This is a genomic window from Pseudomonas sp. LFS074, assembly GCF_047978165.1.
GTDB classification, from domain to species: Bacteria; Pseudomonadota; Gammaproteobacteria; order Pseudomonadales; family Pseudomonadaceae; genus Aquipseudomonas; species Aquipseudomonas putida_P.
In genome coordinates this window covers 209,964-236,087 of sequence record NZ_JBFPFV010000001.1, presented here as the reverse complement: position 1 = coordinate 236,087, position 26,124 = coordinate 209,964, and the positions used below count along the sequence as shown (strand labels likewise).

The following is a 26,124-nucleotide window of genomic DNA, read 5'->3' as shown; positions in this document are numbered from 1 at the left end:
CGGCCTTGTGTCGCGATGGGCTGCGCAGCAGCCCTAGGCCTCAAAAAGCCTGCAGGCATAAAAAAGGGCCGTCGAAACGGCCCGAAAATCCCTGCTTGGCTAAGAGCGATGCAACGAGGAATCCATTAGCGATTTGGCTGAGGGGTTAGCCGCAGATAGGGTTTGACCGCCCGGTAACCTTTGGGGAAGCGCTGCTTGATCTCTTCCTCATCTTTGAGCGAAGGCACGATCACCACCTCGTCGCCGTCCTGCCAGTTACCTGGCGTGGCGACCTTGTGGTTGTCGGTCAACTGCAGCGAATCGATCACTCGCAGGATTTCGTTGAAGTTGCGCCCGGTACTGGCCGGATAGGTGATGGTCAGGCGCACCTTTTTGTTCGGGTCGATGACGAACAGCGAGCGCACGGTCAGGGTGTCGCTGGCGTTCGGGTGAATCAGGTCGTACAGGTCGGATACCTTGCGGTCGGCGTCGGCGATGATCGGGAAATTGACCACGGTGTTCTGGGTTTCGTTGATGTCCTCGATCCAACGGTGGTGCGAGTCCACCGGGTCCACCGACAGGGCGATGGCCTTGACCCCACGCTTGGCGAAATCGTCTTTGAGCTTGGCCGTCAGGCCCAGCTCGGTGGTGCACACCGGGGTGAAGTCGGCCGGGTGAGAGAACAACACCCCCCAGCTATTGCCCAGCCACTCGTGGAAGCGGATCTTGCCTTCGCTGGAATCCTGTTCGAAATCGGGGGCGATATCGCCGAGTTTGAGGCTCATGGGCTGCGGCTCCTTGGCTGGGTTCTGTACCGTATGGGTTCAATGTGCCTGCATTCGGTTAAAAACAAAAAGAATAAATAACGATTTATTTATAACCATAATGCATACGAATGTGCAGGCACAAAAAAGCCTCGCACTAGGCGAGGCTTCTTGTTCAGCTACGGCTTACAGGAAGTTGTAAGTGTAGTTGAAGATCAGACGGGTCTGATCCTGGTCAGCCAGCGAGCTGGTGCCGGTGCCACGGTATACGCCGTGACGCAGGCTGGCGCCCAGGCCCTTGAAGGTGCCTTCCTGGATAACGTAGTCGACGCGAGCGTCACGTTCCCATTCGCTGAAAGTACCGCCGCCAACGGCGTTCTTGCCGTCTTCACCTTTCAGGTAGGCAACCGAGGCTTTCAGGCCCGGCACGCCCAGGCGAGCGAAGTCGTAGGCATACTGACCGAAGGTGGTGTTTTCACCGGCCTTGGCGAACTGGTTGATCATGCTGTCGGTGAACAGGTAGAAGCTGGAACCACCGGCGCCTTCGTTGCGGCCGTTGCCGTCAACCACGCTGCCCTGGTTCAACCAGACGAAGCCACCGTCGTCATTGACGCGCTGGTGGCCGAGCATCAGCGAGTGGCCACCCAGGGTGTAGGTGAACATCGCGGACCAGGTCTTGTTGTCGACCTCGCCAGTGTTCTTGGCGTAGCCACCGTTGTTGTTGAAGCGGTAGCCGGCTTCGCCGTTCTTGCCGTCGCTGCTGCTGTCGAAGTAACGCAGGTCAGTCTTGAACGACTGGTCCTGGTCGATCTGGAACACGTGGGTCAGGCCCAGGAAGTGCTGCTTGTAGTAGTCTTCCAGGTTCGAGTAGTAGTACTGCAGGGTCAGGTCTTTGGTGAGCTTGTAGTCCAGGCCGCCGTAACGGAACTTGTTGCTGTCCTGGGTACCACCGTTGACCGACAGACCCGTACGGTTGCTCGACGCACGGCCCATGGCGTGGGTCAGCTGACCGGCGTTGATGGTCAGGTTGTCGATTTCCTTCGACTGGATGGTGCCACCCTCGAAGGTTTGCGGCAGCAGACGGCCATCGTTGGAGACCAGGATCGGCAGGTTCGGCGCCAGGGCGCTACCGAAGTGCACCTCGGTCTTCGAGAAGCGGGCCTTGGCGTTGGCGCCAACACGCGCCCACTGGCTCACAGCCGAACCGTCGGTGTCGCTTGGGAAGAAGCTGCTGTTGTCAGGGTGCTTGCCACGGCCACCGTCCAGGTGGATACCCCACAGGGCCTGGGCATCGACACCAAAGCCAACGGTGCCTTCGGTGAAGCCGGAGATGTAGTCGAGCTTGAAGCCCTGACCCGATTCGCGGTTGTCTGCACCGCCGTCACGGTTGTCGTTGTTGAAGTACATGGTGCGCGAGCTGAGCGACAGTTTGCTGTCTTCAACGAAACCGGCAGCGCCTGCTTGTTGGGCGAGAACCCCCAGTGCCACGGCCAGAGCCAGGCTGGACTTGTACATGTTTTGCTCCTCTACGTTCTAATTCTTGTGTATCTCTGGCGGAAGGGTCTGCTGCCCCGCTCACCGTGGATTGGCGATTTAGTCCCAAAGCGTGACCATTAAGTCAATCGTTTCTAAACGTTTCGCGACTTTGGTCTAAGACGCCACCTGCGCTACAGGATAATGACAATCCTATAAATCCAAAATGACCGTTTTATGAATTCGTAAGATTTTTACGGAATATGGTTGGAACCTTTACTGCCATTCGTTGTAGCAGCCGCACAATTCATAACTTTTGGTTATTTGCAAACGTTTGCTCATAACCTAATTCCGTATCGTTCTATAGGGACGAAAAAGCCTAGCAGGCTCCGCTGATTTCGCCATTGAGCGAAACCACCGCGTCAGAGCGCCCAGCCGCTTAAAGCATTTGTCTCCTAAGCTAATGCAAAAAAGTTATTTATTTTAACTTTCTTAGATCATTTAGCCTTCTCGTCATCCAGCCCCCAATTGCCTGACGAGAGGTTCAACCATGATCCCGCACGCTCCGCTGCGCCTGTTCGCTGCCCTGACCCTCGCCAGCACCAGCTGGTTAGCCCAGGCTGCCGACCTGACCGTGGCCTACCAGACCACCGTTGACCCAGCCAAAGTGGCCCAGGTGGATGGCGACTACGAAAAGGCCAGCAAGGCCAGCATCGACTGGCGCAAATTCGACAACGGCGCCGACGTGATCACCGCAGTGGCCAGCGGCGACGTGCAGATCGGCTACCTGGGTTCCAGCCCACTGGCCGCGGCTGCCACCCGCAAGCTGCCGGTCGAGACCTTCCTGATCGCCACGCAGATTGGTGCCGGTGAGGCGCTGGTCGCTCGCGACAGCATCAAGACCCCGCAGGACCTGGTCGGCAAGAAAGTCGCCGTACCGTTCGTTTCCACTGGCCACTACAGCCTGCTGGCGGCCCTGAAAAGCTGGAACATCGACCCTTCCAAGGTACAGATCCTCAACCTGGCCCCGCCGGCCATCATTGCTGCCTGGAAGCGCGGCGACATCGACGCCACCTACGTATGGGACCCGGCCCTGGGCGTGGCCAAGGAAAATGGCAAGGTACTGATCACCTCCGGCGAACTGGCCCAGAAAGGCGCGCCAACCTTCGACGCCTGGATCGTGCGCAAGGACTTCGCTGAGAAACACCCTGATGTGGTCAAGGCGTTTGCCAAGGTCACGCTCGATGCCTACGCCGACTACCGCAAAGACCCGAAAGCCTGGCTGGCCGACAAGGCCAACGTAGACAAGCTGGTGAAGCTGTCCGGCGCCAAGGCCAGCGACATCCCGGTGCTGCTGGAGGGCAACGTCTACCCACTGGCTGCGGACCAAGCCAATGCCCTGGGCGCGCCGACCACCCAAGCACTGACCGATACCGCCAACTTCCTCAAGCAGCAAGGCAAGGTCGAAGCCGTGCTGCCGGACTACTCGCCGTACGTCAGCGCCAAGTTCCTTCCAAACTGATCCGGAGCCCGTCATGGCCTTGCTCGAACTGGAGCGCATCAGCGCACAGTACCCTGGCGCCAGCACCCCGGTGCTGGCCGACATCAACCTGAGCCTGGGGCCTCGCCAGTTGCTGGTGGCCCTGGGGCCTTCGGGCAGCGGCAAGACTTCGCTGCTCAACCTGATCGCCGGCTTCGTCGCCCCCAGCGGCGGGCGCATCACCCTCGACGGCTTACCGGTGCAGGGCCCAGGTGCCGAGCGCGGTGTGGTGTTTCAGGACGATGCCCTGCTGCCATGGCAAAACGTGCTGGGCAATGTCGCCTTCGGCCTCGAACTGGCCGGCGTGCCCCGCGCTCAGCGTGAGGCCAAGGCCCGTGAAATGCTCGCCCTCGTCGACCTCGCGGGCTTCGGCGAACGGCGCATCTGGCAGTTGTCCGGTGGCCAGAAACAGCGGGTGGGCCTGGCCCGCGCGTTGGCGGCCGACCCTCGGGTATTGCTGATGGATGAACCGTTCGGCGCCCTCGACGCCTTCACCCGCGAGCAGATGCAGGAACTGCTGCTGCAGGTCTGGCAGCGCACCGCCAAGCCGGTGTTCCTGATTACCCACGACATCGAAGAAGCCGTGTTCCTCGCCAGCGAGCTGGTACTGCTGGCCCCCAACCCTGGGCGCGTGGTGGAACGCCTGCAACTGGACTTCGGCCAGCGCTACGCCGCTGGCGAATCGGCCCGGGCCATCAAGTCCGACCCTGCCTTCATCGAAACCCGCGAGCATGTGCTGGCGCGGGTATTTTCCCAACGCCAAAGCCTGCAGGAGCCCGCATGAGCAGCCTGGACCTGCCGGTCGCCGGCAAACACGACACCCAAGCCCGGCCAGCCGCCAAGCTGCGCCGCCCACTGTCCACCCGCTGGATCAGCACCCTGACCCTGACCAGCCTGCTGCTGGCCTGGTGGCTGGTGACGGCCGCCGGCTGGATCGAGCCGCTGTTCCTGCCCTCGCCCGGCGACATCCTGGCCAGGGCCTGGACACTGCTCACCCAAGGCTACATGGACGCCAGCCTGTGGCAGCACCTGGGCGCCAGCCTGGGCCGCATCGGCTTGGCCCTGCTGGCCGCCACCCTCACCGCCATCCCGGTGGGCATCGCCATCGGCTACAACCGCGTGGCGCGCGGCATTCTCGACCCGCTGATCGAGTTCTATCGGCCGATCCCACCGCTGGCCTACCTGCCGCTGATCGTCATCTGGTGCGGTATCGGCGAGCTGTCCAAGGTGCTGCTGATCTACCTGGCCATCTTCGCCCCCATCGCCATTGCCACCGCCACCGGTGTGCGCACGGTCGACCCGGCCAAGCTGCGGGCGGCGCAGTCGCTGGGTGCGACCAAGGCCCAGCTGATCCGCCATGTGATCCTGCCCAGTGCGCTGCCCGACATCCTTACCGGCATCCGCATCGGCCTGGGCGTCGGCTGGTCGACCCTGGTCGCCGCCGAACTGATCGCCGCCACCAGCGGCCTGGGCTTCATGGTGCAGTCGGCGGCGCAGTTCCTGGTCACCGACGTGGTGGTGCTGGGCATTCTGCTGATCGCCCTGATCGCCTTCGCCCTGGAAATGAGCCTGCGTGCCCTGCAACGCAAACTGGTGCCCTGGCATGGGCAGAGCCACTGATTGCCGACTGACCACGCCGGCAACCCGGCGCCTAGCACGAGAAAAGACATGAGCCTGACCATTACCCCCCTCAGCCCGGCCCTTGGCGCCCAGATCAGCGGCGTGGACATCAGCCGCGATATCAGCGCGCAAGCGCGTGACGCCATCGAACAGGCACTGCTGCAGCATCAGGTGCTGTTCTTCCGCAACCAGCCGATCAACCCGGAGCAACAGGCGCGCTTTGCCGCCCGCTTCGGGGACCTGCACATCCACCCGATCTACCCGAACGTGCCAGAAACCCCGCAAGTGCTGGTGCTCGATACGGCAGTGACCGATGTGCGCGACAACGCCGTGTGGCACACCGACGTGACCTTTCTGCCGACCCCGGCGCTGGGCGCGGTGCTCAGTGCCAAGCAACTGCCGGCCTACGGTGGCGATACCCTGTGGGCCAGCGGCATTGCGGCGTTCGAAGCCTTGTCGGCGCCGCTGCGTGAGATGCTAGACGGGCTGACCGCCACCCACGACTTCACCAAGTCGTTCCCGTTGGAGCGCTTTGGCACCACGCCAGAAGACCTGGCGCGCTGGGAGGCCACCCGGCGCAACAACCCACCGCTGTCGCACCCGGTGGTGCGCACGCACCCGGTGAGCGGGCGCAAGGCGTTGTTCGTCAATGAAGGGTTTACGACGCGCATCAATGAGCTGAGCGAGCTGGAAAGCGATGCACTGCTGAGGCTGCTGTTCGCCCATGCGACACGGCCGGAGTTCAGCATTCGCTGGCGCTGGCAGGAGAATGACGTGGCGTTCTGGGACAACCGCGTGACCCAGCATTTTGCGGTGGATGATTACCGGCCGAACCGGCGGGTGATGCATCGGGCGACCATCCTGGGTGATGCACCCTTCTAACAGAAATTCATCAACAGCCCCGGCCTCTTCGCGGGTAAAACCGCTCCCACAGGGGTGGCACCGGTTTTGAAGCCTGCGCTGTACCTGTGGGAGCGGGTTTACCCGCGAAGAGGCCGGTACAGGTTATTACCGAACCAGATGCAAGTACTGCATGTGCCGCTCGTATTGGTCGAGGATGTCGTTGATGATCTGCTCCTTGCTGTAGCCCACCAGGTCATAGTTCTGGCTGCCTTCGCTCAGGTGCACCTCCGCCCGGTAATAACGGCGGTTCTTCAACTCCTGCGTCCCCAGCCCACCCAGGGCGAACGATGGCGTGAAGTAGCCACGCATCTGCACCTGGTAAATGAACGGCTGTTCCTCGCCATGGCCAATCTTCAAGCTGACATTGTCGTGGCTCGGGTCGTCCTGGGTAATCAGCACCAGGCCCTTCTGCTCGAACACTTCCCGCACGTCGGCAATCGCCGGGCGCACCACGTCATCCATGAAACGGTACACCTCATCACGCGACGGGAAATGCACCGCCTGGCTCAGGCGCTGGCGCCAGCCGCCACGGCCGCGACGTGACTGGGCAAACGGCGCCAGCGAGTGCATCTGCGCGATCTGCCGCTGCGACTCGAGGTAGAACGCCTTGTGCAGCCCCCACATCATGCACAGCAGAATCAGCGAGAACGGCAACGAAGTCAGCACCACCGCCGACTTCAGCGAATCGATACTGCCGGCGAACAACAGCGCGCTGGTGATCAGCGCAGTCATCGCGCCCCAGAAGATGCGCAGCCAGTTCGGCCCATCCTCGTCGGCTTCGCCGCCCTTGGCCGACAAGGTCGACAGCACCACGGTGCCCGAGTCGGCGGAGGTAACGAAGAACACGAAGCTGATGAACACCGTGGTGGCGATCACCGCCTTGCTCCAGGGGTAGGTCTCCAGCAGCAGGTACAGGCTCATCGACGGGTTATCCAGGGCCGACTGTCCCAGCGCGGTCATGCCGTGGTTGATCACCTGGTCCAGCGCGCTGTTGCCGAAGATCGACATCCACGCCAGGGTGAAACCGAGCGGAATCAACAGCACGCCAAAGACGAACTCACGGATGGTGCGGCCACGGGAGATACGGGCGATGAACAGCCCCACGAACGGCGCCCAGGCAATCCACCAGGCCCAATAGAACACTGTCCAGCCACCCAGCCAATCGCGGTTTTCACCGTAGGCATACACGTCGAAGCTCTTGCGTGGCAAAGCGCCCAGGTAGTCGCCCAGGTTCTGGATGAGCGTATTGAACAGGTGCTGGGTAGGCCCGGCGAACAGCACGAACAGCAGCAGTGCGCAGGCCAGGAACAGGTTGATGTCGCTCATCACCCGCACCCCCTTTTCCACCCCGGCGACAGCCACGGCCACGGCCGCGCCCATCATCAGGGTGATGAGGATCACCTGCACCCACTGGCTGTGGCTGATGCCGAACAGGTAGTCGAGGCCGGCGTTCAGATGCAGCACCCCAAAGCCCATGTCGGCGCCCAGGCCGAACACCGTGGCGATGATGCCGAAGCCGTCCACCGCGTAGCCGATCGGGCCGTTGATGCGTTTGCCGATCAGCGGGTACAGCGCCGAGCGTAGGGCCAGCGGTAGGTTGTGGCGGTAGGCGAAGTACGCCAGCGCCATACCGACAAAGGCGAAGACGCCCCAGCCATGCAGGCCCCAGTGAAGGAACAGAATCTGCATTGCCTGACGCCCGGCCTCGGCCGTGCCCGCTTCGCCCTGAGGCGGCTGCAGCATGTGGGTCAGCGGTTCGGAGACGCAGAAAAAGAACAGGGTGATGCTGATACCAGCGGCAAACAGCATGCCGGCCCACGACAGGTAACTGAACTCGGGTTCGTCGTGGTCGGCACCGAGCTTGATCTTGCCGTAGCCAGACAAGGCGGTGACCACCACGAAGACCAGGTACAGCGTCATCGCCAGCATGTAGTACCAGCCGACCGTGTTGGCCGCCCAGTTCTGCGCCGCCAGCAACCAGTCACCTGCCGCTTGCGGGTTGGAGATGACCACCAGGCCAAAGATGAGGATGAAACTAGCCGCGAAGTAGAACACCGGGGGGTTCATGCGGATCTTGCCATTGGCAAGGGAAGGGTTCGGTGCACTCATCGGGCGTGCACCTCGTCGAATGACGTAAGGTTCGGAATGAACGGGTTCAGCAAAGGAATCCTCCTGTTGAACACCGGCAGCGGACCAGCGTTTTTTCATTGAACAAGCGTTCAAGTTAAACATGGATCGGATTTCAATGCGAATTGGGCCGCTGATTGGCGTCCTTCTTAACCGGCCCTTTCGCGGGTTTACCCGCTAAGGGCCGGTTAAGGTCAAGCAAATGCCAGATCAGTTCTTGTCCTGGCAATCCAGCTGCAAGTTGGCCTGGGTGATGTTGCTTTCAGCCGGCACACTGCGGGTCAGCCACACATTGCCGCCAATGGTCGAGCCTTTGCCGATGGTAATGCGCCCCAGCACCGTGGCCCCGGCATAGATCACCACATCGTCCTCGACGATGGGGTGGCGCGGCAGGCCTTTGTGCAGGGTCCCCGACTCATCGCTTGGGAAGCGCTTGGCGCCCAGGGTAACCGCCTGGTAGATGCGCACGCGCTCGCCGATGATCGCAGTTTCGCCAATCACCACGCCGGTGCCGTGGTCGATGAAGAAGCTCGGGCCGATTTGCGCCCCTGGGTGAATGTCGATACCCGTGGCCGAATGCGCCAGCTCCGAACTGATCCTCGCCAGCAGCGGCAAGCCGGCCTGGTAAAGGTGGTGCGCCAGGCGGTGGTGGATGATCGCCAGGATCCCTGGGTAGCACAGCAGTACTTCATCGACGCTGCGCGCCGCCGGGTCGCCGTGGTAGGCGGCCAGCACATCGGTGTCGAGCAGTACGCGCAGCTCCGGCAACGCAGCCGCGAAGCCCTGGATCAGGCTTAGCGCGTGAGCGTCTACACCTGCCAGCTCAGCCTTGCTTTGGCGAGCGGCATAGCGCAACTCCAGACGCGCCTGGGCCAGCAAGGCGGTCAGTGCGGCATCCAGAGTATGGCCGACGTAGAAGTCTTCGCTTTCTTCGCGCAGGTCCACAGGCCCAAGGCGCATGGGGAACAACGCACCGCACAGTTGCTCCAGAATCTGCCGCATCGCCTCGCGCGATGGCAGTTCGCGCCCGCCCTGCTCACCAATGCTGCGGCCATTGCGGGTGCGCCATTGCTCACGGGCGCCGCGCAGGCCAGTAACGATGTTCTGCAACTGCCAGTGCGCGGATGAAGGTTGTTCGCTCACGGTTTTCTCCTGCCGTATGGGCCATCTCATTTTTTGCCAGGCCCGCGAAGAAACCAGGCCTGCCTACATGCAATCCACTCTACGGCAAATCCGACCCTTGGAAAAAACAACGCTTTATTCCATCCTGCGCTAAGTCAGGCATAAGCCGCGATGACGGCGTGGGGATCGTCGCCTACCCTCAAAGCAGCCAGCACCTGGCAAAAAGCAAAAAGGGAATAACAAAATAATTTTTTAGTATTTCCTGGCCTAAGCAGCCAACCCTATAGTCGCCACCTCACTACTTACACAACAAGCGCGGGGCTCTGACATGTCGAAATTCGCCAAACCGCTACTCAACGCCAGCCTGGCCCTCCTGCTGGGTGCCGGCCTGCTCGGCCAGGCCTTCGCCGGCGAGCAATTGAAGACTATCCAGGAAAAAGGCGTGATCAACGTCGGCCTGGAAGGTACCTACCCACCGTTCAGTTTCCAGGATGAGAACGGCAAGCTGGCCGGCTTCGAGGTGGAGCTTTCGGAACTCCTGGCCAAGGAGCTGGGGGTCAAGGCCAAGATCCAGCCAACCAAGTGGGACGGCATCCTTGCCGCGCTGGAGTCCAAGCGCCTGGACGTAGTGGTCAATCAGGTGACCATCTCCGAAGAGCGCAAGAAGAAATACGACTTCTCCGAGCCCTACACCGTTTCCGGTATCCAGGCCCTGATCCTGAAGAAGAAAGCCGAGCAGCTGAACATCAAGTCGGCGCAAGACCTGGCCGGCAAGAAAGTCGGTGTGGGCCTGGGCACCAACTACGAGCAGTGGGTCAAGCAGGATGTCCCGAAAGCCGAAGTGCGTACCTATGAAGACGACCCGAGCAAGTTCGCCGACCTGCGCAACGGCCGCATCGACGCCATCCTGATCGACCGCCTGGCCGCGCTGGAATACGCGCAAAAAGCCAAGGACACCGAGCTTGCCGGCGATGCCTTCTCGCGCCTGGAAAGCGGCGTAGCCCTGCGCAAGGGCGAGCCTGAGCTGCTGGCAGCGATCAACAAGGCCATCGACAAGCTCAAGGCTGACGGCACGCTGGCCAAGCTGTCCGAAAAATACTTCGGTGCCGATGTCACCAAATGATCGCTGAAAGCCTGCAACTCGTTGTCGACTCCACGCCCTTCCTGCTGAAGGGCGCGGGTTATACAGTGCTGCTCAGTGTCGGCGGCATGTTCTTCGGCCTGCTGCTGGGCTTTGCCCTGGCGCTGATGCGGCTGTCGAAGATTTTGCCGCTGAACTGGCTGGCGCGGGTCTACGTGTCGTTCTTCCGCGGCACGCCGCTGCTGGTGCAGCTGTTCGTGATCTATTTCGGCATGCCACAGATTGGCATCGAGCTCGACCCGATACCTGCCTCGCTGATCGGCCTGTCGCTGAACATGGCGGCCTACATCTGCGAAATCCTGCGTGCGGCGATTTCCTCGATCGACCGGGGCCAGTGGGAAGCTGCCGCCAGCATCGGCATGACCCGCGTCCAGGCCATGCGCCGGGCGATCCTGCCACAGGCCTTGCGCACCGCCCTGCCACCGTTGGGTAACAGCTTCATTTCGCTGGTCAAGGACACCGCCCTGGCGGCGACCATCCAGGTGCCCGAGCTGTTCCGCCAGGCGCAGCTGATTACCGCACGTACCTTCGAAGTGTTCACCATGTACGTGGCAGTCGCCGTTATCTACTGGGTGCTGTGCAGCATCCTTGCGCACTTCCAGAACCGCATGGAAGCGCGGGTCAACCAGCATGACCAGGAGCAATGAGCATGATTGAAGTCAAAGGCCTGACCAAACGGTTCAAGGGCCAGACCGTGCTCAACGGTATCGACCTGACCGTGCAGCCCGGCGAAGTGGTGGCCATCATCGGCCCCAGTGGCTCGGGCAAGACCACCTTCCTGCGCTGCCTGAACCTGCTGGAAACCCCCGATGCCGGGCAGATCCAGATCGGCACCATCAGCATCGATGCCAACCGCCCGCTGGGTGGCCAGCAAGGTGCGATTCGGCGTTTGCGCCAGCAGGCCGGGTTCGTGTTCCAGAACTTCAACTTGTTCCCTCACCGCACCGCCCTGGAGAACGTGATCGAGGGGCCGGTGATCGTCAAGAAGACGCCTCGCGAACAGGCCATCGAGCTTGGCCGGCGTCTGCTGGCCAAGGTCGGCCTGGCGGGCAAGGAAGACGCCTACCCACGGCGCCTGTCCGGCGGCCAGCAGCAACGGGTGGCCATCGCCCGCGCCCTGGCCATGGAGCCGGAGGTGATCCTGTTCGACGAACCGACGTCGGCGCTGGACCCGGAGCTGGTGGGTGAAGTACTGGCGACCATCCGCGGCCTGGCCGAGGAAAAGCGCACCATGATCATCGTCACCCACGAGATGAGCTTTGCTCGGGATGTGGCGAACCGGGTGATCTTCTTCGACAAGGGCGTGATCGTGGAACAGGGTGAAGCCAAGGCGTTGTTTGCGGCGCCCAAGGAAGAGCGTACCCGGCAGTTCCTGCGCAAGTTCCTCGGTACCGCAGCTTCCGAGTAAACCTGTTCCGGCCTCTTCGCGGGCGTGCCCGCGAAGAGGCCGGCACATTTGTAGTAAATCCCTCCTTCTATACATATTCCAAAGAGTTAGTTCATAAACTTTTTATAAAGCATTAGGGTATATAAACCGGACCACCGGACCAGCACACATTTGTCGCGATCAGCTGTAGCGGCACAACTATTTTGTGAGGTCAGGAATGGTCAGGATCACAATCACCCCAGTGCGTATCGCCAGGGCATTGAGTGCAGCCAAGGAGCGGTACTGATGTCCAGCCAGCCAAATACCCAATTCCACAGCGATCTCGACAGCTCGCCCCTGCTGCTGCCGGCCAAGGTACTGCGCAATGACGCCGAAGCCCTGCAAGCGGCCCGCGAACTGGCCGAGGTTGCCCGCGAGCAAGCTGCCCGCCGCGACCAGCAACGCAAACTGCCTTGGGCCGAGATCGAGCTGTTCACCCGCAGCGGCCTGGGTAGCATCAGCGTTCCCAAGGCCCATGGCGGCCCGGACGTATCGTTCGAAACCGTAGCCGACCCGGCCTTGGGGCAGATCCCGCAGAACCAGTTCGGCATGTTGCAACTGATTCGCCTGACGGCCACCGAGGCACAGCAGGCGCTGATCTTCCGCAGCGTGCTCGACGGCTGGCGCATCGGTAATGCCGGCCCCGAACGCGGCACCAAGGACACGCTCACCCTCAAGGCCCGGATCACTCGCGCTGGCGACAGCTATCGCATCAGCGGCGAGAAGTTCTACTCCACCGGCGCCCTGTTCGCCCACTGGGTGGCGGTGAAAGCCCTCGACGACGAAGGCCGCCAGCGCCTGGCATTCGTGCGCCGGGGCAGCCCGGGGCTGCGCATCGTCGACGACTGGTCCGGGTTCGGCCAACGCACCACCGCCAGCGGCACTGTACTGCTGGACCAGGTACCAGTAGACGCCGAGCTGGTGATCGACAACTGGCGCCAGCGCGATATCCCCAACATCCAGGGCGCGGCTTCGCAGCTGATCCAGGCGGCGATCGACGCCGGCATTGCCGAAGCGGCAATCGACGATGCGATCACATTCGTGCGCGAAAAGTCCCGCCCGTGGATCGAGGCCAACGTGGACCGTGCCAGCGACGACCCTTATGTGATTGCCGATATCGGCCGGCTGAAGCTTGAGCTGCATGCCGCCGAAGCGCTGCTGCGCAAGGCCGCGCGGGTGCTCGACGAAGTCAACGCCGCACCCGTCGACGCCGCCAGCGCGGCGCGGGCCTCGATTGCGGTGGCCGAGGCCAAGGTGTTGACCACCGAAGTCGCCTTGCAGGCGAGCGAAAAACTGTTCGAGCTGGCTGGCAGCCGCGCCACCCTTGCCGAGTTCAACCTCGACCGCCACTGGCGCAATGCCCGGGTGCACACCCTGCATGACCCGGTGCGCTGGAAGTACCACGCGGTGGGCGCGTACCACCTCAACGGCACCCTGCCTGCGCGGCATTCCTGGATCTGATTTTTTAGGCCTTGGGGGCTGCTTTGCAGCCCATCGCGACACAAGGCCGCTCCTACACGGGATCGCGTACCGACATCGGGTCGCGCCCCCCTGTAGGAGCGGCCTTGTGTCGCGATGGGCCGCAAAGCGGCCCCAATGGCCCCGGAGAACAACATGACTACAAATATCATCACCAGCGACACCGAAGCCCTGAATGTTGCCGAAGACATCGCCCAGCAACTGCGCCGCGACAGCGCCCTGCGCGACCGCGAGCGCCGCTTGCCGCACGCCGAACTGGAGCTGTTCACCCGCTCCGGCCTATGGGCCATCAGCGTGCCCAAGGCCTTCGGTGGCGCCGGCGTGTCCAATGTCACCCTGGCCAAGGTCATCGCCCGTATCGCCCAAGCCGACGGCTCGCTCGGGCAGATCCCGCAAAACCATTTCTACGGCCTGGAAGTACTGCGAGTAAACGGCACCCCCGAGCAGCAACAGCGGCTATACGCCGAAGTGTTGGCCGGCCGCCGCTTTGGCAATGCCCTGGCCGAGTTGGGCACCAAGACCGCCAACGAACGCACCACCCGACTGAGCCGTGACGGCGATGGCTTCCGCATCAACGGCCGCAAGTTCTATTCCACCGGTGCCATCTACGCCCAGCGCATTCCCACCTCGGTCGTCGACGACCAAGGCGTGCAGCAACTGGCCTTCGTCCCAGCCGACAGCCAGGGCTTGCAAGTGATCGATGACTGGAGCGGATTCGGCCAGCGCACCACCGGCAGCGGTTCGGTGGTGTTCGACAACGTGTACGTCAGCGCTGCCGACGTGGTGCCGTTCCAGAGTGCCTTCGAGCGCCCTACCCCGGTCGGGCCGTTGGCGCAGATCCTTCATGCCGCAATCGACACCGGCATCGCCCGCGCGGCTTATGAAGATGCCCTGCACTTCGTACGTACCCGCAGTCGTCCGTGGGTCGACTCCGGCCTGGACAAGGCCACGGATGACCCGCTGACGTTGAAAAGCTTCGGCCACCTGGCGATCCGTTTGCACGCCGCCGAGGCCCTGCTGGAGCGCGCCGGCGAGTACCTCGACCGCGCCCGCGACGACAGCACCGCCGACAACGTGGCCGCCGCCTCCATCGCCGTGGCCGAGGCACGCGCCATCAGCACCGAGATATCGCTTGCTGCAGGTACCGCGCTGTTCGAACTAGGTGGCAGCCAGGCAACCTTGGCCGAGCACAACCTCGACCGCCACTGGCGCAACGCCCGTGTGCACACCCTGCACGACCCGGTGCGCTGGAAGTACCACGCCATCGGCAACTACTACCTCAACGATGCCAACCCGCCACGTCGGGGGACCATTTGATGGCCAAGCAGATTCTGCTCAATGCCTTCAACATGAACTGCATCGGGCACATCAACCACGGCCTGTGGACCCATCCACGGGACACCTCGACCCAATACAAGACCCTGGACTACTGGACCCACCTGGCACGCCTGCTGGAGCGCGGCCTGTTCGACGGGCTGTTCATCGCCGATATCGTCGGTACCTACGACATCTACGGGCAGTCGCTGGACGTGCCCCTCAAGGAGTCGATTCAGCTGCCGGTCAACGACCCGCTGCTGCTGGTTTCAGCCATGGCTGCGGTCACCCGCCACCTGGGTTTCGGCCTTACCGCCAACCTCACCTACGAGGCGCCGTACCTGTTCGCCCGGCGCCTATCCACCCTCGACCACCTGAGCAATGGCCGAATCGGTTGGAACATCGTCACCGGTTACCTCGACAGCGCGGCCCGAGCCATGGGCCTTGAGCAACAACCCGAGCACGACCGCCGCTACGACCAGGCCGACGAATACCTGCAGGTGCTGTACAAGCTGCTGGAAGGCAGCTGGGCCGACGACGCCGTGGTCGCAGACCGCACGCAGCGCGTCTATGCCCAACCCGACAAGGTGCGCAAGGTCAGCCACCACGGCGAGTTCTACAACGTCGAGGGCTATCACCTGTGCGAGCCCTCGCCGCAGCGCACCCCGGTGCTGTTCCAGGCCGGCAGCTCGCCGCGCGGCCTGGCTTTCGCTGGCAACCATGCCGAATGCGTGTTCATCAGTGGCCAGGACAAGGCCGCCACCCGCGCCCAGGTCGACAAGGTGCGCGCAGCCGCCCAGGCTGCCGGTCGCGACCCGCAAGCAGTCAAGGTGTTCATGGGCATCACGGTGATCGTCGCGGCCACCGAGCAAGCGGCCCAGGCCAAGCATGCCGAATACCTGCGCCATGCAAGCCCCGAGGCCGGCGTCGCGCACTTCGCCGCATCCACCGGCATCGACTTCGCCGCCTACGCGCTGGACGAGCCAATCGCCTTCAACCAGGGCAACGCCATCCAGTCGGCCACCCGCCAGTTGCAAGACAACGCCTGGACCCGCCGGCGCCTGCTTGAGCAGCACGCCCTGGGTGGCCGCTACGTCACCCTGGTCGGCGCTCCCGAACAGGTGGCCGAACAGTTGATTGCCTGGGTCGACGAAACCGGGCTGGACGGCTTCAACCTGACCCGCACCGTCACCCCGGAAAGCTTCGAGGACTTCATCGACCTGGTCGTCCCGCAACTGCAGCAGCGTGGCCGCTACAAGACCGCCTACGCCGAAGGCACCCTGCGCGAGAAGCTGTTCCAGGCCGACCACCCGCACTTGCCCGTCAGCCACCCTGGCTCGGCTTATCGTTTTACCCCAACCCCTGCCCCGACTGGAGCCCTGCATCATGCTTGAGAAACTGTTCCGGCCCGTCGCGGCCATTGCCTTCACACTGGGCCTGTCCGCCAGCGCCCTGGCAGCCGAACCGCTGAAGATCGGCACCACCTCGGCCTTTGCCATTCCGCTGGAAGCCGCAGTGGAGGAAGCACACAAGCAAGGCCTGGAAGTGAAGCTGATCGAGTTCAGCGACTGGATTGCGCCCAATGTCAGCCTCAACAGTGGCGACATCGACGTGAACTACTTCCAGCACATCCCGTTCCTGGAAAACGCCAAAGCCGCTGCGGGCTTCAACCTGGTGCCCTACGCCTCGGGCATCATCAACAACGTTGGCCTGTACTCGAAAACGTACAAAAGCTTCGCCGACCTGCCAGAAGGCGCCAGCGTGGCCATCGCCAACGACCCGATCAACAGCGGCCGGGGCCTGCAACTGCTGGCCAAGGCCGGGCTGATCACCCTGAAGCCAGGCGTTGGCTACAAGGCCACCGAGGACGACATCGTCACCAACCCGAAAAAGCTGAAAATCCTGCAGGTCGAGGCGGTTCAGCTGGTGCGCGCCTACGATGACGCCGACCTGGTGCAGGGTTACCCGGCCTACATCCGCCTGGCCAATACCTTCGATGCCACCTCGGCGTTGCTGTTCGATGGCCTGGAAAACAAGGAATACGTGATCCAGTTCGTCATCCGCCCACAAAGCAAGGACGACCCACGCCTGGCCAAGTTCGTCGACATCTACCAGCACTCGCCTGTGGTACGCGCAGCGTTGGACAAAGCCCACGGCAAGCTCTACCAAGCTGGCTGGGAAGGCTGACATGAGCCAGGCCAGCGCGCTCAGGGCGCCTACCCCACAACCATTGCCGCCAACGGTCAAGGAACAGGCCCTGCGCCCGGAAGTCAATGAAGCCCATGTGCGCTTCATCGGCCTGGGCAAGACCTACCCTGGCCAGGCACAACCGGCCTTGCAAGGCATCGACCTGAACATCCGCCATGGCGAGGTTTTCGGCATCATCGGCCGTAGCGGTGCCGGCAAGTCTTCACTGCTGCGTACCATCAACCGCCTGGAGCAACCCAGCCAAGGCCGGATACTGATCGACCAGGTAGACATCGCCCCCTTCGACGAGGACCGCCTGGTGGCGCTGCGTCGGCGCATCGGCATGATCTTCCAGCACTTCAACCTGATGTCGGCCAAGACTGTATGGCAGAACGTCGAGCTGCCGTTGAAGGTGGCCGGCGTGGCCAAGGCCGAGCGTCAGCACAAGGTGCGCGAGTTGCTGGAGCTGGTCGGCTTGCAGGAAAAGCACCATGTGTACCCGGCGCAGCTGTCCGGCGGGCAGAAACAGCGCGTGGGCATTGCCCGAGCGCTGGTGCACGACCCCGAGATCTTGCTGTGCGACGAGGCCACCTCGGCGCTGGACCCAGAGACCACGGCCTCGATCCTTGAGCTGCTGCGCGACATCAATCAGCGCCTGGGCCTGACCATCGTGCTGATCACCCACGAAATGGCGGTAATCCGTGATATCTGCCATCGGGTGGTGGTGCTAGAGCGCGGTGAGGTGGTCGAGCAGGGCGAAGTCTGGCGGGTGTTCGGTTCTCCCCGCCACGAGGTCACCCGCACCCTGCTCGCACCCTTGCAGGCCAGGCTGCCAGCCGCATTGCAAGCCAGCCTGCAGGCCAGCCCGGCGAGCCATGACAGCGCCGTGGTGCTGAAACTGACAGTGCTCGGTGAGCCAGAGCTGTCTGCCCTGTTCCAAGACTTGGGCGGGCGTGTGCGCCTGCTGCAGGGTGGCGTGGAAACCATCGGCGAGCATGCCCTGGGGCAGTTGATCCTGTCGGTGCAACACTCGCCGCACGACACCCATCAATTGCTGGAACGTGCCCGCCGCTGGGCCGAGGACGTGGAGGTGCTGGGCCATGTGGTTTGATCGTCTGCTGGAAGGCTTGCTCGATACCCTGCTGATGGTCGGCGTTTCGTCGCTGATCGCCCTGCTGGTGGGCGTACCGATGGCGGTGCTGCTGGTCACCAGCGACAAGGGCGGGATCTTCGAGGCGCCGCTGCTGAACCGGGTGCTGGGCGCCTTCGTCAACCTGTTCCGCTCGATCCCGTTCCTGATCCTGATGGTCGCGCTGATCCCCTTCACCCGCCTGGTGGTAGGCACCACCTACGGCGTGTGGGCGGCGGTGGTGCCACTGACCATCGCCGCCACGCCGTTCTTTGCGCGGATTGCCGAGGTCAGCCTGCGCGAGGTCGACCATGGCTTGGTGGAGGCCGCACAGGCCATGGGCTGCCGGCGCTGGCACATTGTCTGGCATGTGCTGCTGCCCGAGGCACTGCCGGGCATCGTGGGGGGGTTCACCATTACCCTCGTGACCTTGATCAACTCTTCGGCGATGGCTGGGGCGATTGGTGCTGGAGGGTTGGGGGATATCGCCTACCGGTATGGCTACCAGCGTTTCGACAGCCAGATCATGCTGACCGTGATTGCCTTGCTGGTGGCGTTGGTGGCGTTGATCCAGCTGGGCGGGGACCGCCTGGCGAAGGGCTTGAACAAGCGTTGACTGCCGGGGGCTGCTTTGCAGCCCGATCGCGACACAAGGCCGCTCCTACAGACGACCGCATACCCATGTAGGAGCGGCCTTGTGTCGCGACCGGGCCGCAAAGCGGCCCCAAGCTCTCAATCCCAGCGAAGATCCCCAGCCGGCACCGGCCGCCCGAACCAGTACCCTTGGCCCAATTGACACTGCTCCTGCAGCAGGAAACTGGCCTGCTCGGCCTGCTCAATGCCCTCGGCATGCACCTGCATGCCCATGCTGCGGGCCAGGGCGATGATCACCCGCACGATCGCGATGTCATCCTCATCCAGCGGCAAACCGGCAACGAAGCCCTGGTCGATCTTCAGCTTCTGCACGGGCAAACGCTTGAGCCGCAACAGCGACGAATACCCGGTGCCGAAGTCGTCGATGGCCAGGGTCACCCCCAGCTCGCGCAAACGGTGCAGCTGCTCCAGCGCCACCTCAGGGTCTTCCATCACCGCGCTTTCCGTCACTTCCAGCTCCAGCAAGGCTGGGGGCAGGCCAGTTTCATGCAAAACCGCGGCGACTTGCCGGTACAGCTCATGCTGGCCAAACAGGCGGCTGGATATGTTCACCGCCACAAAGGCCAGCTGCCTGCCTTCGGCCTGCCACTGCACCATTTGCCGGCAAGCCTGGCGCAGCACCCAGGTATCGATTTCGGCAATCAGCCCGGTGCGCTCGGCAATCGGGATGAACTCGCCCGGCGGCACCAGGCCCCGCTGGGGATGCTGCCAGCGCACCAACGCCTCGACCCCGACCTGTCGGCCTGTCACCAGGTCATGTACCGGCTGGAAATACACCCGCAGCTCATCCTGCTCCAGGGCCCGGCGCAGCTCTCCAGCAGTCTCGACCCGGTGTTGGGCGTGGGCAGTCAGCTCTTCGGTGTACAGCGCATAGCAGGCCCGCCCGTTGCTTTTGGCCTTGTACAACGCCGCGTCGGCATTACGCAGCAACTGTTCGGCGCCCAACGCATCGCTGGGGAACAGGCTGATACCGACGCTGGCACTGATGAACAGGCGATTTTCCTCGCACAGGAACGGCTCGCGCATACGCTCGATGATGCACTGCGCCAGCTTGCCCGCCTGGCCGACCTGTTGGCAGTTCTCGGCCAGCACAGCGAACTCGTCGCCGCCCAGCCGCGCCAGGGTCACGCCGCTACCCAGCACCTCACCCAGGCGCTCGCCCACCCGTTTCAGCAACTGGTCACCGATGGTGTGGCCAAGGCCATCGTTGATGCTCTGGAAGTGGTCCAGGTCCAGCAGCAACAGCGCGCAACCACGCTTGTTGGCCTGTGCCGCCGCCAATGCCTGCTCGACCCGGTCGGTGAACAGCAGGCGGTTGGGCAGGCCCGTCAATGGGTCGTGGTGGGCCAGGTAGGCCAGCTCCTGTTCTGTATGCTTGATCGCACTGATGTCACTGAACACCGCCACGTAATGGCTGAGCTCACCATCGTCATCGCGAATGGCACATATGGTCTGCCACTGCGGATAAATTTCGCCGCTCTTGCGTCGGTTCCAGATTTCACCGCTCCACTCGCCCTGTTCGGCCAGGGTGGCGAAGATCTGCTGGTAGAACGCAAGGCCATGGCGACCGGACTTGAACTTGCTCGGGCGCTGGCCCATCACCTCGTCCTGCTGATAGCCGGTGATGCGCATGAAGGCACGGTTGACGTGCACGATCAGGCCCTGGCGGTCGGTGACCAGTACACCTTCGAGGGTACTGTCGAACACTGCGGCGGCCATGCGCAGCCGCTCGCGATCCTCGCAGCGCAAGCGCGCACCAGCACCGATGAAGTTCAGCAGCCGTACCCTGGAAACGTAGATCAGTACGGCACTGAACAACACCCACAGCACGATGTTGATCTGCCGCCCCACGGTCAGTGCCAGGGGGTCGTCAGTCATGCCGTGCAGCATCACCTCGGCGAGCGCCAGCCAGAGGATCGAGAGCACCACATACAGCGCAGCCATGCGCAAGGCGTCGCGAACGGAAACAGACATGTCGGGTGGGATTGCCCATCAGAAAAGAATGGGCATTATAAAGGCTCTGGCGCACTGTGGGAGCGGGTTTACCCGCGAAGATGGCAACGCGGTGGATGGCACCGGCTCTGCCGGTGTTCGCGGCTGAAGCCGATCCCACATGGATTGCGTGAAATATCGCGTCGTCAGCTTTGACTGGTTTTATTTCCCTGCCAAGGGATAATCAGCCCCTCCTCCTGCATTCCGAGGGTTTTTACACCTATGTGGTACAACGGCCTGCTCGACTTGTCGGCCTGGCAACTGGTGGGCATCACTTTGTTGATGACCCACGTGACCATTGTCAGCGTCACGGTCTACCTGCATCGCTACTCCGCGCACCGGGCCTTGGAGCTCAACGGCGCGCTCAAGCATTTCTTCCGTTTCTGGCTGTGGCTGACCACGGCGCAGAACACCCGCGAGTGGACCGCCGTCCACCGCAAGCACCACGCCAAGTGCGAAACCCCCGACGACCCCCACAGCCCGGTGTACAAGGGCCTGAGTACGGTGTTGCGCAAAGGTGCCGAGCTGTACCGTGAAGAGGCACGCAACCCCGAAACCCTGCGCATCTACGGCAAGAACTGCCCGGAAGACTGGATCGAACGCAACCTCTACTCGCGTTACAAGCTGGGCGGTATCGCACTGATGGCAGTCATCGACCTGCTGCTGTTCGGCACCATCGGCATCACCATCTGGGCGGTGCAGATGATGTGGATTCCGTTCTGGGCCGCCGGTGTGGTCAACGGCCTGGGCCATGCCCTCGGCTACCGCAACTTCGAATGCCGCGACGCCGCCACCAACCTGGTGCCGTGGGGCATCGTCATCGGTGGTGAAGAACTGCACAACAACCACCACACCTACCCCAACTCGGCCAAGCTCTCGGTCAAACGCTGGGAGTTCGACATGGGCTGGGCCTGGATCCGCCTCTTCTGCCTGCTGCGTCTGGCCAAGGTGCAGCGTGTGGCGCCCATCGCTCATCGGGTGGCCGGCAAGGCCAACCTGGACATGGATACCGCCATGGCCATCCTCAACAACCGCTTCCAGATCATGGCCCAGTACCGCAAGCTGGTGATCGGCCCGCTGGTGAAACAGGAGCTGGCACGCGTCGATACCTCGGTGCGTCACCGCTTCCGCCGTGCCAAACGCCTGCTGTCGCGTGAAACCAGCCTGCTGGAAGACCGCCACCACGTGCGCATCGAGTCGATGCTCGCGCACAGCCAGGCACTGAAAACCATCTACGAAAAGCGCCTGGCCCTGCAGCAGATCTGGGCACGCACCAGCGCCAACGGCCACGACATGCTGGCGGCCATGAAGGACTGGGTACACGAGGCCGAAAGCAGCGGTATCCACGCCCTGCGCGACTTCGCGGCACAACTCAAGACCTACTCCCTGCGCCCGACCGGCGCCTGACCACCGTTGATCGGCACGCCCCACCGTGGGGCGTGCCGTCCGGAACTTAGCCCCCACGTTCCCACTCAAATTCGGCACATCGCCCGCGTGGCGGGCCGGATGCTTTCACGTTGAGACCCGCTTCGTGCACATGGCCAAGAACATTCCAACGACATTGCCCGGCACCCCACCTCCCGAAGCCGCCCAGACGTTACTGGCACTCCTCCACGCCCAAGGCGAGGTTGCCCGCCTGAGTGAGCGCGATCAGCTGTTCAGCTCGCTGCTCGACAGCGTCAATGCGGTGCTCTGGGCCTTCGACTGGGAAACCCGCCAGGTGCTGTATGTGAGCCCCGCCTACGAGCGCATCTTTGGCCGCCCCGTCAGCCTGGTGCTGGCCGACTACAACGAATGGCGTGACAGTATTTACCCCGATGACCTCGAGTTCGCCGAACGCAGCCTGGCTCAGGTGCTGCTCAAGGGCGCAGTGGAAGACCGCGAATACCGTATCCTCAATGCCGACGGGCAACTGCGCTGGTTGAGCGACAAGTGCTACATCAACCAGCAGCACGATGGCGACCGGGTGATCATTGTCGGTATCGCCGAAGACATCACCGAAAAGAAGCAGCTTGAAGGGGAGCTGCAGCGCCTGGCCACCACCGATGTGCTGACCCAGAGCAGCAACCGCAGGCACTTCTTCGAGTGTGCTCAGCAAGCGTTCGACAGCGCCCGCGAAGACGGCACGCCGCTGGCCTTTCTGTTGCTGGATATCGATGACTTCAAGCGCATCAACGACAGTTACGGCCACCAGGAAGGCGATCAGGTGCTGCAACACATCGCCGACAGCGGCAAAGCCGTGCTACGCCGTGGCGACCTGTTCGGGCGCATTGGCGGCGAGGAGTTCGCAGCGGTGTTCCCAGGTTGCAACGCCGAGGTCGCAGAACAGATTGCCGAGCGTTTGCAGCGGCAGATTCAGCGCTTGAGCTTCAGCCATGGGCAGCAGACCTACGGGGTGACGGTGAGCCAGGGGCTGACCGGGCTGACCGAAGAGGATGTAACGCTGGATAGCCTGTATGCCCGAGCCGATGCGGCGATGTACCAAGCCAAGCGGCAAGGCAAGAACCAGATAGTCCGCGGCTGATCAGGCAACGTACAGGATGGCACCGGCTTTGGCCGGTGTTCGCCGGCTCGCCCGCTCCTACAGGGGCTACACCGGCGGCTCTTCCTGCGGTTTGACTTCGGGGTTTTCCACCTTGCGCAGCCGGTTCAGCTCCGGCAAGCCCAGCTTGAGCAAGCGTGCGGTCTTGCCGCTGGCTACTTTCTCCAGCCCCTGCTCAGCCGGCAGCCGCGACAGCTGCCCTGCCAGGCTCATGGCCAGGATCTCCCGCGAATACACGCCGCCGCCCAACTGGTAGATCGCCGCGATCAATTCGCGCAAGGCCAGCGGCAGCCGCCAACGGGTACGCAGCGCCGAACCGAACGCCGCACCAAACTCATCCAGCGACTGCTGCACATTGCGCTCGTCCAGCTCCCCTCCGGCCAGCCGCCACTCCTGCAGGCAGCGCAACACCGCCAGGTCACCCAGGCAATGCAGCAAGCCCGCGCAGTAACAACGCCCTTCGTCCAGCTCGAGCAGACGCGCCAGGGTGCGGCCATATTCCGCCGTATGCAGCGACAGGTCCCAGTAACGGGCCGCGTGCTCAGCCAGCAGTGGGTCGCTGAGGCGTGCGCTGCGCTTGAGGGTCATGCCCAGGATCAGGTTCATGCTCTGGGTGCTGCCAAGCTTGTTCAGGGCTTGCAGCAACGTCTGCACCGGCGCCTCACGGTGCAAGGCCGCGCTATTGGCCGCCGCGATCAATACCGCCGTGACCTGCGGGTCGTTACGCACCTCCTCTTCGAGCACCTTCAGGTTCAGGCCCTGGGGGTTGAGCGCGCGCTTGATAGCCACCTGCACATCGGCCAACAGCGGCCCGCCATCGGCGTTAGCGCGACGCTGTTCAAGGTAGGCCGGCAGGCTGGCACCCGGCTGCAAGGCCGGCATTGGGCAGGCGATCTCTTCGCCAACGGCCACCAGCAGCTCTTCCAGGCGCTTGCGCAGGTTGTCCAGGTTCAACGGTTTGCTCAGGTAGGCCGTGGGGTGCAGGGGCAATGCCTCGCGCACACTGGCACTGTCGCTGCGGTTGCTCATGAGAATGAACGGCAGCCCCGGCCCTTTGGCGCGCACCTTGCGCAACAGGTCGAGGCCATCGACACCGGCCAGCTCGCGGGCGGCGATGATCAGGTCAGGCTTACTGGACAACGCACTGAGCGCTTGCGAGCCGTCGGCGCATACTTGCAGGCGCGCGTCACAGCGCACGCTGAGCAGCATTTCGCTGAGCATGTCACGTACCCAGGGATCGCCCTCGACAATCAGTACGTTTGGTGCGGTGGGGTTTGCAGCGCTCATCGCCAACTACTCCTGAATAGCCTGACACACAGTCCGTCGCAGCTTCCCAAGCAAATCCTCCGCTAACCATAGCGCCCCAAGGCTTTTCTGGGCACAAAAAAACCCGCCGAAGCGGGTTTTTTCAGAAGCGCGTCACATCAAGCGAGTTCAGCGAAGCACTCTTCGATGATGGCCAGACCTTTGTCCAGCAGTGCGTCTTCGGCAGTCAGCGGTACCAGGATACGCAGAACGTTGCCGTAGGTGCCGCAGGACAGCAGGATCAGACCCTTTTCGCGTGCCTTGGCAACCACCTGGCCAACAGCAGCAGCGTTCGGGGTGTGAGTGCCTTTCTCGAAGACTTCAACAGCGATCATCGAGCCCAGACCACGGACGTCGCCGATGATCGGGTGCTTCTTCTGGATTTCGCGCAGGCCGGTGGTCAGGCGCTCACCCACAGCCTTGCTGCGGTCCAGCAGTTTTTCTTCTTCGAACACTTCGATCACGGCCAGGGCCGCGGCGCAAGCGATCGGCGAACCGGCGTAGGTGCCGCCCAGGCCGCCCGGAGCGATCGCGTCCATGTACTCGGCCTTGCCGCACACACCGGCCAGCGGGAAGCCGCCAGCGATGGATTTGGCGAAGGTGGTCAGGTCAGGCGCAACGCCCATCTGTTCCATGGCGAAGAAGGTGCCGGTACGGCCAGCGCCAGTCTGTACTTCGTCGGCGATCAGCAGGATGCCGTGCTGGTCGCACAGGGCGCGCAGGCGCTTCATCAGCTCTTTAGGCGCTGGCAGGAAGCCGCCTTCGCCTTGTACTGGCTCGAGGATGATCGCGGCGATGTCGCGTGGCTCGGCGTCGTTCTTGAAGATGCGCTCGACCGAAGCGATGGCATCGTCAACGCTGATACCGTGCAGTTCGCTCGGGAACAGGGCGCGGAAGATACCGCCTGGCATCAGGCCCATGCCAGCGGAGTACGGCACAACCTTGCCGGTCAGGCCCAGGGTCATCATGGTACGGCCGTGGTAGCCGCCGGTGAAGGCGATGACGCCAGCGCGGCCGGTGGCGGCACGGGCGATCTTCACGGCGTTTTCAACGGCTTCGGAGCCGGTGGTGACCAGCAGGGTCTTCTTGTCGAAGTCGCCTGGGACCAGCTTGTTGATCTTTTCGCACAGCTCTACGTAAGGTTCGTAAGCCAGGACCTGGAAGCAGGTGTGGCTGACCTTGGTCAGTTGCTCTTGCACGGCCGCAACCACTTTCGGGTGCAGGTGGCCGGTGTTCAGCACTGCGATGCCGCCGGCGAAGTCGATCAGTTCGCGGCCTTCAACGTCGATCACAGTCGAGTTCTTCGCGGTGTCGACGAAGATCGGGTGGATCTGGCCAACGCCACGTGGGACGGCAGCTACACGACGTTGCATCAAGGATTCGTTGGTCTTGCTCATAATGCCCTCATTGCGCCGACAGGAATGGCG

Annotated in this window: 22 protein-coding genes; 15 read left to right on the top strand and 7 right to left on the bottom strand. The window is 62.9% G+C overall.

The window, feature by feature from the left end; translation table 11 throughout:
- Window positions 1–125 precede the first annotated feature (125 nt).
- Both ACNQP3_RS01025 and ACNQP3_RS01020 read right to left on the bottom strand, forming a co-directional pair.
- Window positions 126–764, bottom strand: coding sequence for a peroxiredoxin (locus ACNQP3_RS01025; RefSeq protein ID WP_012270041.1), 639 nt, complete (start codon window positions 762–764; stop codon window positions 126–128).
- A 165-nt stretch (window positions 765–929) separates the two neighbouring features.
- A complete protein-coding gene (locus ACNQP3_RS01020) occupies window positions 930–2,258 on the bottom strand; it encodes an OprD family porin (protein ID WP_012270040.1) in 1,329 nt (442 codons plus the stop codon).
- 508 nt (window positions 2,259–2,766) lie between these two features.
- Between ACNQP3_RS01020 and tauA the strand changes: the two genes are divergently transcribed.
- Genes tauA through tauD form a run of 4 tightly spaced genes read left to right on the top strand, consistent with a single transcriptional unit; the run spans window position 2,767 to window position 6,258 of the window.
- Window positions 2,767–3,738: a taurine ABC transporter substrate-binding protein gene (gene tauA / locus ACNQP3_RS01015; RefSeq protein ID WP_060493646.1), complete on the top strand. Its 972-nt coding sequence runs from the start codon at window positions 2,767–2,769 to the stop codon at window positions 3,736–3,738.
- Between the two features lie 13 nt (window positions 3,739–3,751).
- Entirely contained in the window at window positions 3,752–4,540 is a 789-nt protein-coding gene (gene tauB / locus ACNQP3_RS01010; RefSeq protein ID WP_012270038.1) for a taurine ABC transporter ATP-binding subunit, read from the top strand.
- Entirely contained in the window at window positions 4,537–5,376 is an 840-nt protein-coding gene (gene tauC, locus ACNQP3_RS01005; RefSeq protein ID WP_012270037.1) for a taurine ABC transporter permease TauC, read from the top strand. Before tauB ends, tauC begins: the two co-directional genes overlap by 4 nt.
- A 48-nt stretch (window positions 5,377–5,424) precedes the next feature.
- Window positions 5,425–6,258, top strand: a complete 834-nt coding sequence (gene tauD, locus ACNQP3_RS01000) for a taurine dioxygenase (RefSeq protein WP_060493647.1) — start codon at window positions 5,425–5,427, stop codon at window positions 6,256–6,258.
- Between the two features lie 126 nt (window positions 6,259–6,384).
- On the opposite strand, the gene betT is transcribed toward tauD, so the two are convergent.
- The gene (betT, locus tag ACNQP3_RS00995) at window positions 6,385–8,346 is read right to left on the bottom strand and encodes a choline transporter BetT (RefSeq protein ID WP_171577237.1); all 1,962 of its coding nucleotides are present in this window, start codon (window positions 8,344–8,346) and stop codon (window positions 6,385–6,387) included.
- 270 nt (window positions 8,347–8,616) lie between these two features.
- Window positions 8,617–9,549 carry a serine O-acetyltransferase EpsC gene (gene epsC / locus ACNQP3_RS00990; protein ID WP_012270034.1) on the bottom strand — a complete coding sequence of 311 codons (933 nt, stop codon included), beginning with the start codon at window positions 9,547–9,549 and terminating at the stop codon, window positions 8,617–8,619.
- A gap of 307 nt (window positions 9,550–9,856) precedes the next feature.
- Between epsC and tcyJ the strand changes: the two genes are divergently transcribed.
- The 9 genes from tcyJ to ACNQP3_RS00945 all read left to right on the top strand — a co-directional run bounded on the left by tcyJ (window position 9,857) and on the right by ACNQP3_RS00945 (window position 18,820).
- The gene (gene tcyJ, locus ACNQP3_RS00985) at window positions 9,857–10,651 is read left to right on the top strand and encodes a cystine ABC transporter substrate-binding protein (protein WP_012270033.1); all 795 of its coding nucleotides are present in this window, start codon (window positions 9,857–9,859) and stop codon (window positions 10,649–10,651) included.
- Window positions 10,648–11,316 (top strand): cystine ABC transporter permease, encoded by a 669-nt coding sequence (gene tcyL / locus ACNQP3_RS00980; RefSeq protein ID WP_012270032.1) that lies wholly within the window; start codon window positions 10,648–10,650, stop codon window positions 11,314–11,316. The genes tcyJ and tcyL overlap by 4 nt, the downstream gene beginning before the upstream one ends.
- A 2-nt stretch (window positions 11,317–11,318) precedes the next feature.
- A complete protein-coding gene (tcyN, locus tag ACNQP3_RS00975; RefSeq protein ID WP_264316714.1) occupies window positions 11,319–12,077 on the top strand; it encodes an L-cystine ABC transporter ATP-binding protein TcyN in 759 nt (252 codons plus the stop codon).
- A 264-nt stretch (window positions 12,078–12,341) separates the two neighbouring features.
- Complete coding sequence (locus ACNQP3_RS00970) at window positions 12,342–13,556, top strand: SfnB family sulfur acquisition oxidoreductase (protein WP_264316713.1); 1,215 nt, start codon at window positions 12,342–12,344, stop codon at window positions 13,554–13,556.
- 153 nt (window positions 13,557–13,709) lie between these two features.
- Complete coding sequence (locus tag ACNQP3_RS00965; protein WP_012270030.1) at window positions 13,710–14,891, top strand: SfnB family sulfur acquisition oxidoreductase; 1,182 nt, start codon at window positions 13,710–13,712, stop codon at window positions 14,889–14,891.
- Window positions 14,891–16,282: an LLM class flavin-dependent oxidoreductase gene (locus ACNQP3_RS00960; protein WP_012270029.1), complete on the top strand. Its 1,392-nt coding sequence runs from the start codon at window positions 14,891–14,893 to the stop codon at window positions 16,280–16,282. Before ACNQP3_RS00965 ends, ACNQP3_RS00960 begins: the two co-directional genes overlap by 1 nt.
- On the top strand, window positions 16,275–17,075 hold the full coding sequence (locus tag ACNQP3_RS00955; protein WP_012270028.1) for a MetQ/NlpA family ABC transporter substrate-binding protein: 801 nt from the start codon (window positions 16,275–16,277) through the stop codon (window positions 17,073–17,075). The genes ACNQP3_RS00960 and ACNQP3_RS00955 overlap by 8 nt, the downstream gene beginning before the upstream one ends.
- A 1-nt stretch (window position 17,076) precedes the next feature.
- Window positions 17,077–18,186 carry a methionine ABC transporter ATP-binding protein gene (locus ACNQP3_RS00950; protein ID WP_264316712.1) on the top strand — a complete coding sequence of 370 codons (1,110 nt, stop codon included), beginning with the start codon at window positions 17,077–17,079 and terminating at the stop codon, window positions 18,184–18,186.
- Window positions 18,176–18,820, top strand: a complete 645-nt coding sequence (locus tag ACNQP3_RS00945; protein WP_012270026.1) for a methionine ABC transporter permease — start codon at window positions 18,176–18,178, stop codon at window positions 18,818–18,820. The genes ACNQP3_RS00950 and ACNQP3_RS00945 overlap by 11 nt, the downstream gene beginning before the upstream one ends.
- A gap of 116 nt (window positions 18,821–18,936) precedes the next feature.
- Here ACNQP3_RS00945 and dibA read toward each other — a convergent pair whose 3' ends face one another.
- A complete protein-coding gene (gene dibA / locus ACNQP3_RS00940; RefSeq protein ID WP_264316711.1) occupies window positions 18,937–20,832 on the bottom strand; it encodes a phosphodiesterase DibA in 1,896 nt (631 codons plus the stop codon).
- A 240-nt stretch (window positions 20,833–21,072) separates the two neighbouring features.
- On the opposite strand from dibA, the gene desA reads away from it, so the two are divergent.
- Window positions 21,073–22,257, top strand: coding sequence for a delta-9 fatty acid desaturase DesA (desA, locus tag ACNQP3_RS00935; protein ID WP_264316710.1), 1,185 nt, complete (start codon window positions 21,073–21,075; stop codon window positions 22,255–22,257).
- Window positions 22,258–22,387: 130 nt separating this feature from the next.
- The gene (locus ACNQP3_RS00930) at window positions 22,388–23,374 is read left to right on the top strand and encodes a GGDEF domain-containing protein (RefSeq protein ID WP_264316709.1); all 987 of its coding nucleotides are present in this window, start codon (window positions 22,388–22,390) and stop codon (window positions 23,372–23,374) included.
- A gap of 66 nt (window positions 23,375–23,440) precedes the next feature.
- Here ACNQP3_RS00930 and ACNQP3_RS00925 read toward each other — a convergent pair whose 3' ends face one another.
- Window positions 23,441–24,679: a response regulator gene (locus ACNQP3_RS00925; RefSeq protein ID WP_012270022.1), complete on the bottom strand. Its 1,239-nt coding sequence runs from the start codon at window positions 24,677–24,679 to the stop codon at window positions 23,441–23,443.
- Window positions 24,680–24,816: 137 nt separating this feature from the next.
- Window positions 24,817–26,094 (bottom strand): 4-aminobutyrate--2-oxoglutarate transaminase, encoded by a 1,278-nt coding sequence (gene gabT / locus ACNQP3_RS00920; protein WP_012270021.1) that lies wholly within the window; start codon window positions 26,092–26,094, stop codon window positions 24,817–24,819.
- Between the last annotated feature and the right edge of the window lie 30 nt (window positions 26,095–26,124).

What these genes read in the sequence shown, in the direction of transcription:
- ACNQP3_RS01025 (WP_012270041.1), bottom strand. Translation starts at nt 764, where the DNA reads ATGAGCCTCAAACTCGGCGATATCGCCCCCGATTTCGAACAGGATTCC.
- ACNQP3_RS01020 (WP_012270040.1), bottom strand. Translation starts at nt 2,258, where the DNA reads ATGTACAAGTCCAGCCTGGCTCTGGCCGTGGCACTGGGGGTTCTCGCC.
- tauA (WP_060493646.1), top strand. Translation starts at nt 2,767, where the DNA reads ATGATCCCGCACGCTCCGCTGCGCCTGTTCGCTGCCCTGACCCTCGCC.
- tauB (WP_012270038.1), top strand. Translation starts at nt 3,752, where the DNA reads ATGGCCTTGCTCGAACTGGAGCGCATCAGCGCACAGTACCCTGGCGCC.
- tauC (WP_012270037.1), top strand. Translation starts at nt 4,537, where the DNA reads ATGAGCAGCCTGGACCTGCCGGTCGCCGGCAAACACGACACCCAAGCC.
- tauD (WP_060493647.1), top strand. Translation starts at nt 5,425, where the DNA reads ATGAGCCTGACCATTACCCCCCTCAGCCCGGCCCTTGGCGCCCAGATC.
- betT (WP_171577237.1), bottom strand. Translation starts at nt 8,346, where the DNA reads ATGAACCCCCCGGTGTTCTACTTCGCGGCTAGTTTCATCCTCATCTTT.
- tcyJ (WP_012270033.1), top strand. Translation starts at nt 9,857, where the DNA reads ATGTCGAAATTCGCCAAACCGCTACTCAACGCCAGCCTGGCCCTCCTG.
- tcyL (WP_012270032.1), top strand. Translation starts at nt 10,648, where the DNA reads ATGATCGCTGAAAGCCTGCAACTCGTTGTCGACTCCACGCCCTTCCTG.
- tcyN (WP_264316714.1), top strand. Translation starts at nt 11,319, where the DNA reads ATGATTGAAGTCAAAGGCCTGACCAAACGGTTCAAGGGCCAGACCGTG.
- ACNQP3_RS00970 (WP_264316713.1), top strand. Translation starts at nt 12,342, where the DNA reads ATGTCCAGCCAGCCAAATACCCAATTCCACAGCGATCTCGACAGCTCG.
- ACNQP3_RS00965 (WP_012270030.1), top strand. Translation starts at nt 13,710, where the DNA reads ATGACTACAAATATCATCACCAGCGACACCGAAGCCCTGAATGTTGCC.
- ACNQP3_RS00960 (WP_012270029.1), top strand. Translation starts at nt 14,891, where the DNA reads ATGGCCAAGCAGATTCTGCTCAATGCCTTCAACATGAACTGCATCGGG.
- ACNQP3_RS00955 (WP_012270028.1), top strand. Translation starts at nt 16,275, where the DNA reads ATGCTTGAGAAACTGTTCCGGCCCGTCGCGGCCATTGCCTTCACACTG.
- ACNQP3_RS00950 (WP_264316712.1), top strand. Translation starts at nt 17,077, where the DNA reads ATGAGCCAGGCCAGCGCGCTCAGGGCGCCTACCCCACAACCATTGCCG.
- ACNQP3_RS00945 (WP_012270026.1), top strand. Translation starts at nt 18,176, where the DNA reads ATGTGGTTTGATCGTCTGCTGGAAGGCTTGCTCGATACCCTGCTGATG.
- dibA (WP_264316711.1), bottom strand. Translation starts at nt 20,832, where the DNA reads ATGTCTGTTTCCGTTCGCGACGCCTTGCGCATGGCTGCGCTGTATGTG.
- desA (WP_264316710.1), top strand. Translation starts at nt 21,073, where the DNA reads ATGTGGTACAACGGCCTGCTCGACTTGTCGGCCTGGCAACTGGTGGGC.
- ACNQP3_RS00930 (WP_264316709.1), top strand. Translation starts at nt 22,388, where the DNA reads ATGGCCAAGAACATTCCAACGACATTGCCCGGCACCCCACCTCCCGAA.
- ACNQP3_RS00925 (WP_012270022.1), bottom strand. Translation starts at nt 24,679, where the DNA reads ATGAGCGCTGCAAACCCCACCGCACCAAACGTACTGATTGTCGAGGGC.
- gabT (WP_012270021.1), bottom strand. Translation starts at nt 26,094, where the DNA reads ATGAGCAAGACCAACGAATCCTTGATGCAACGTCGTGTAGCTGCCGTC.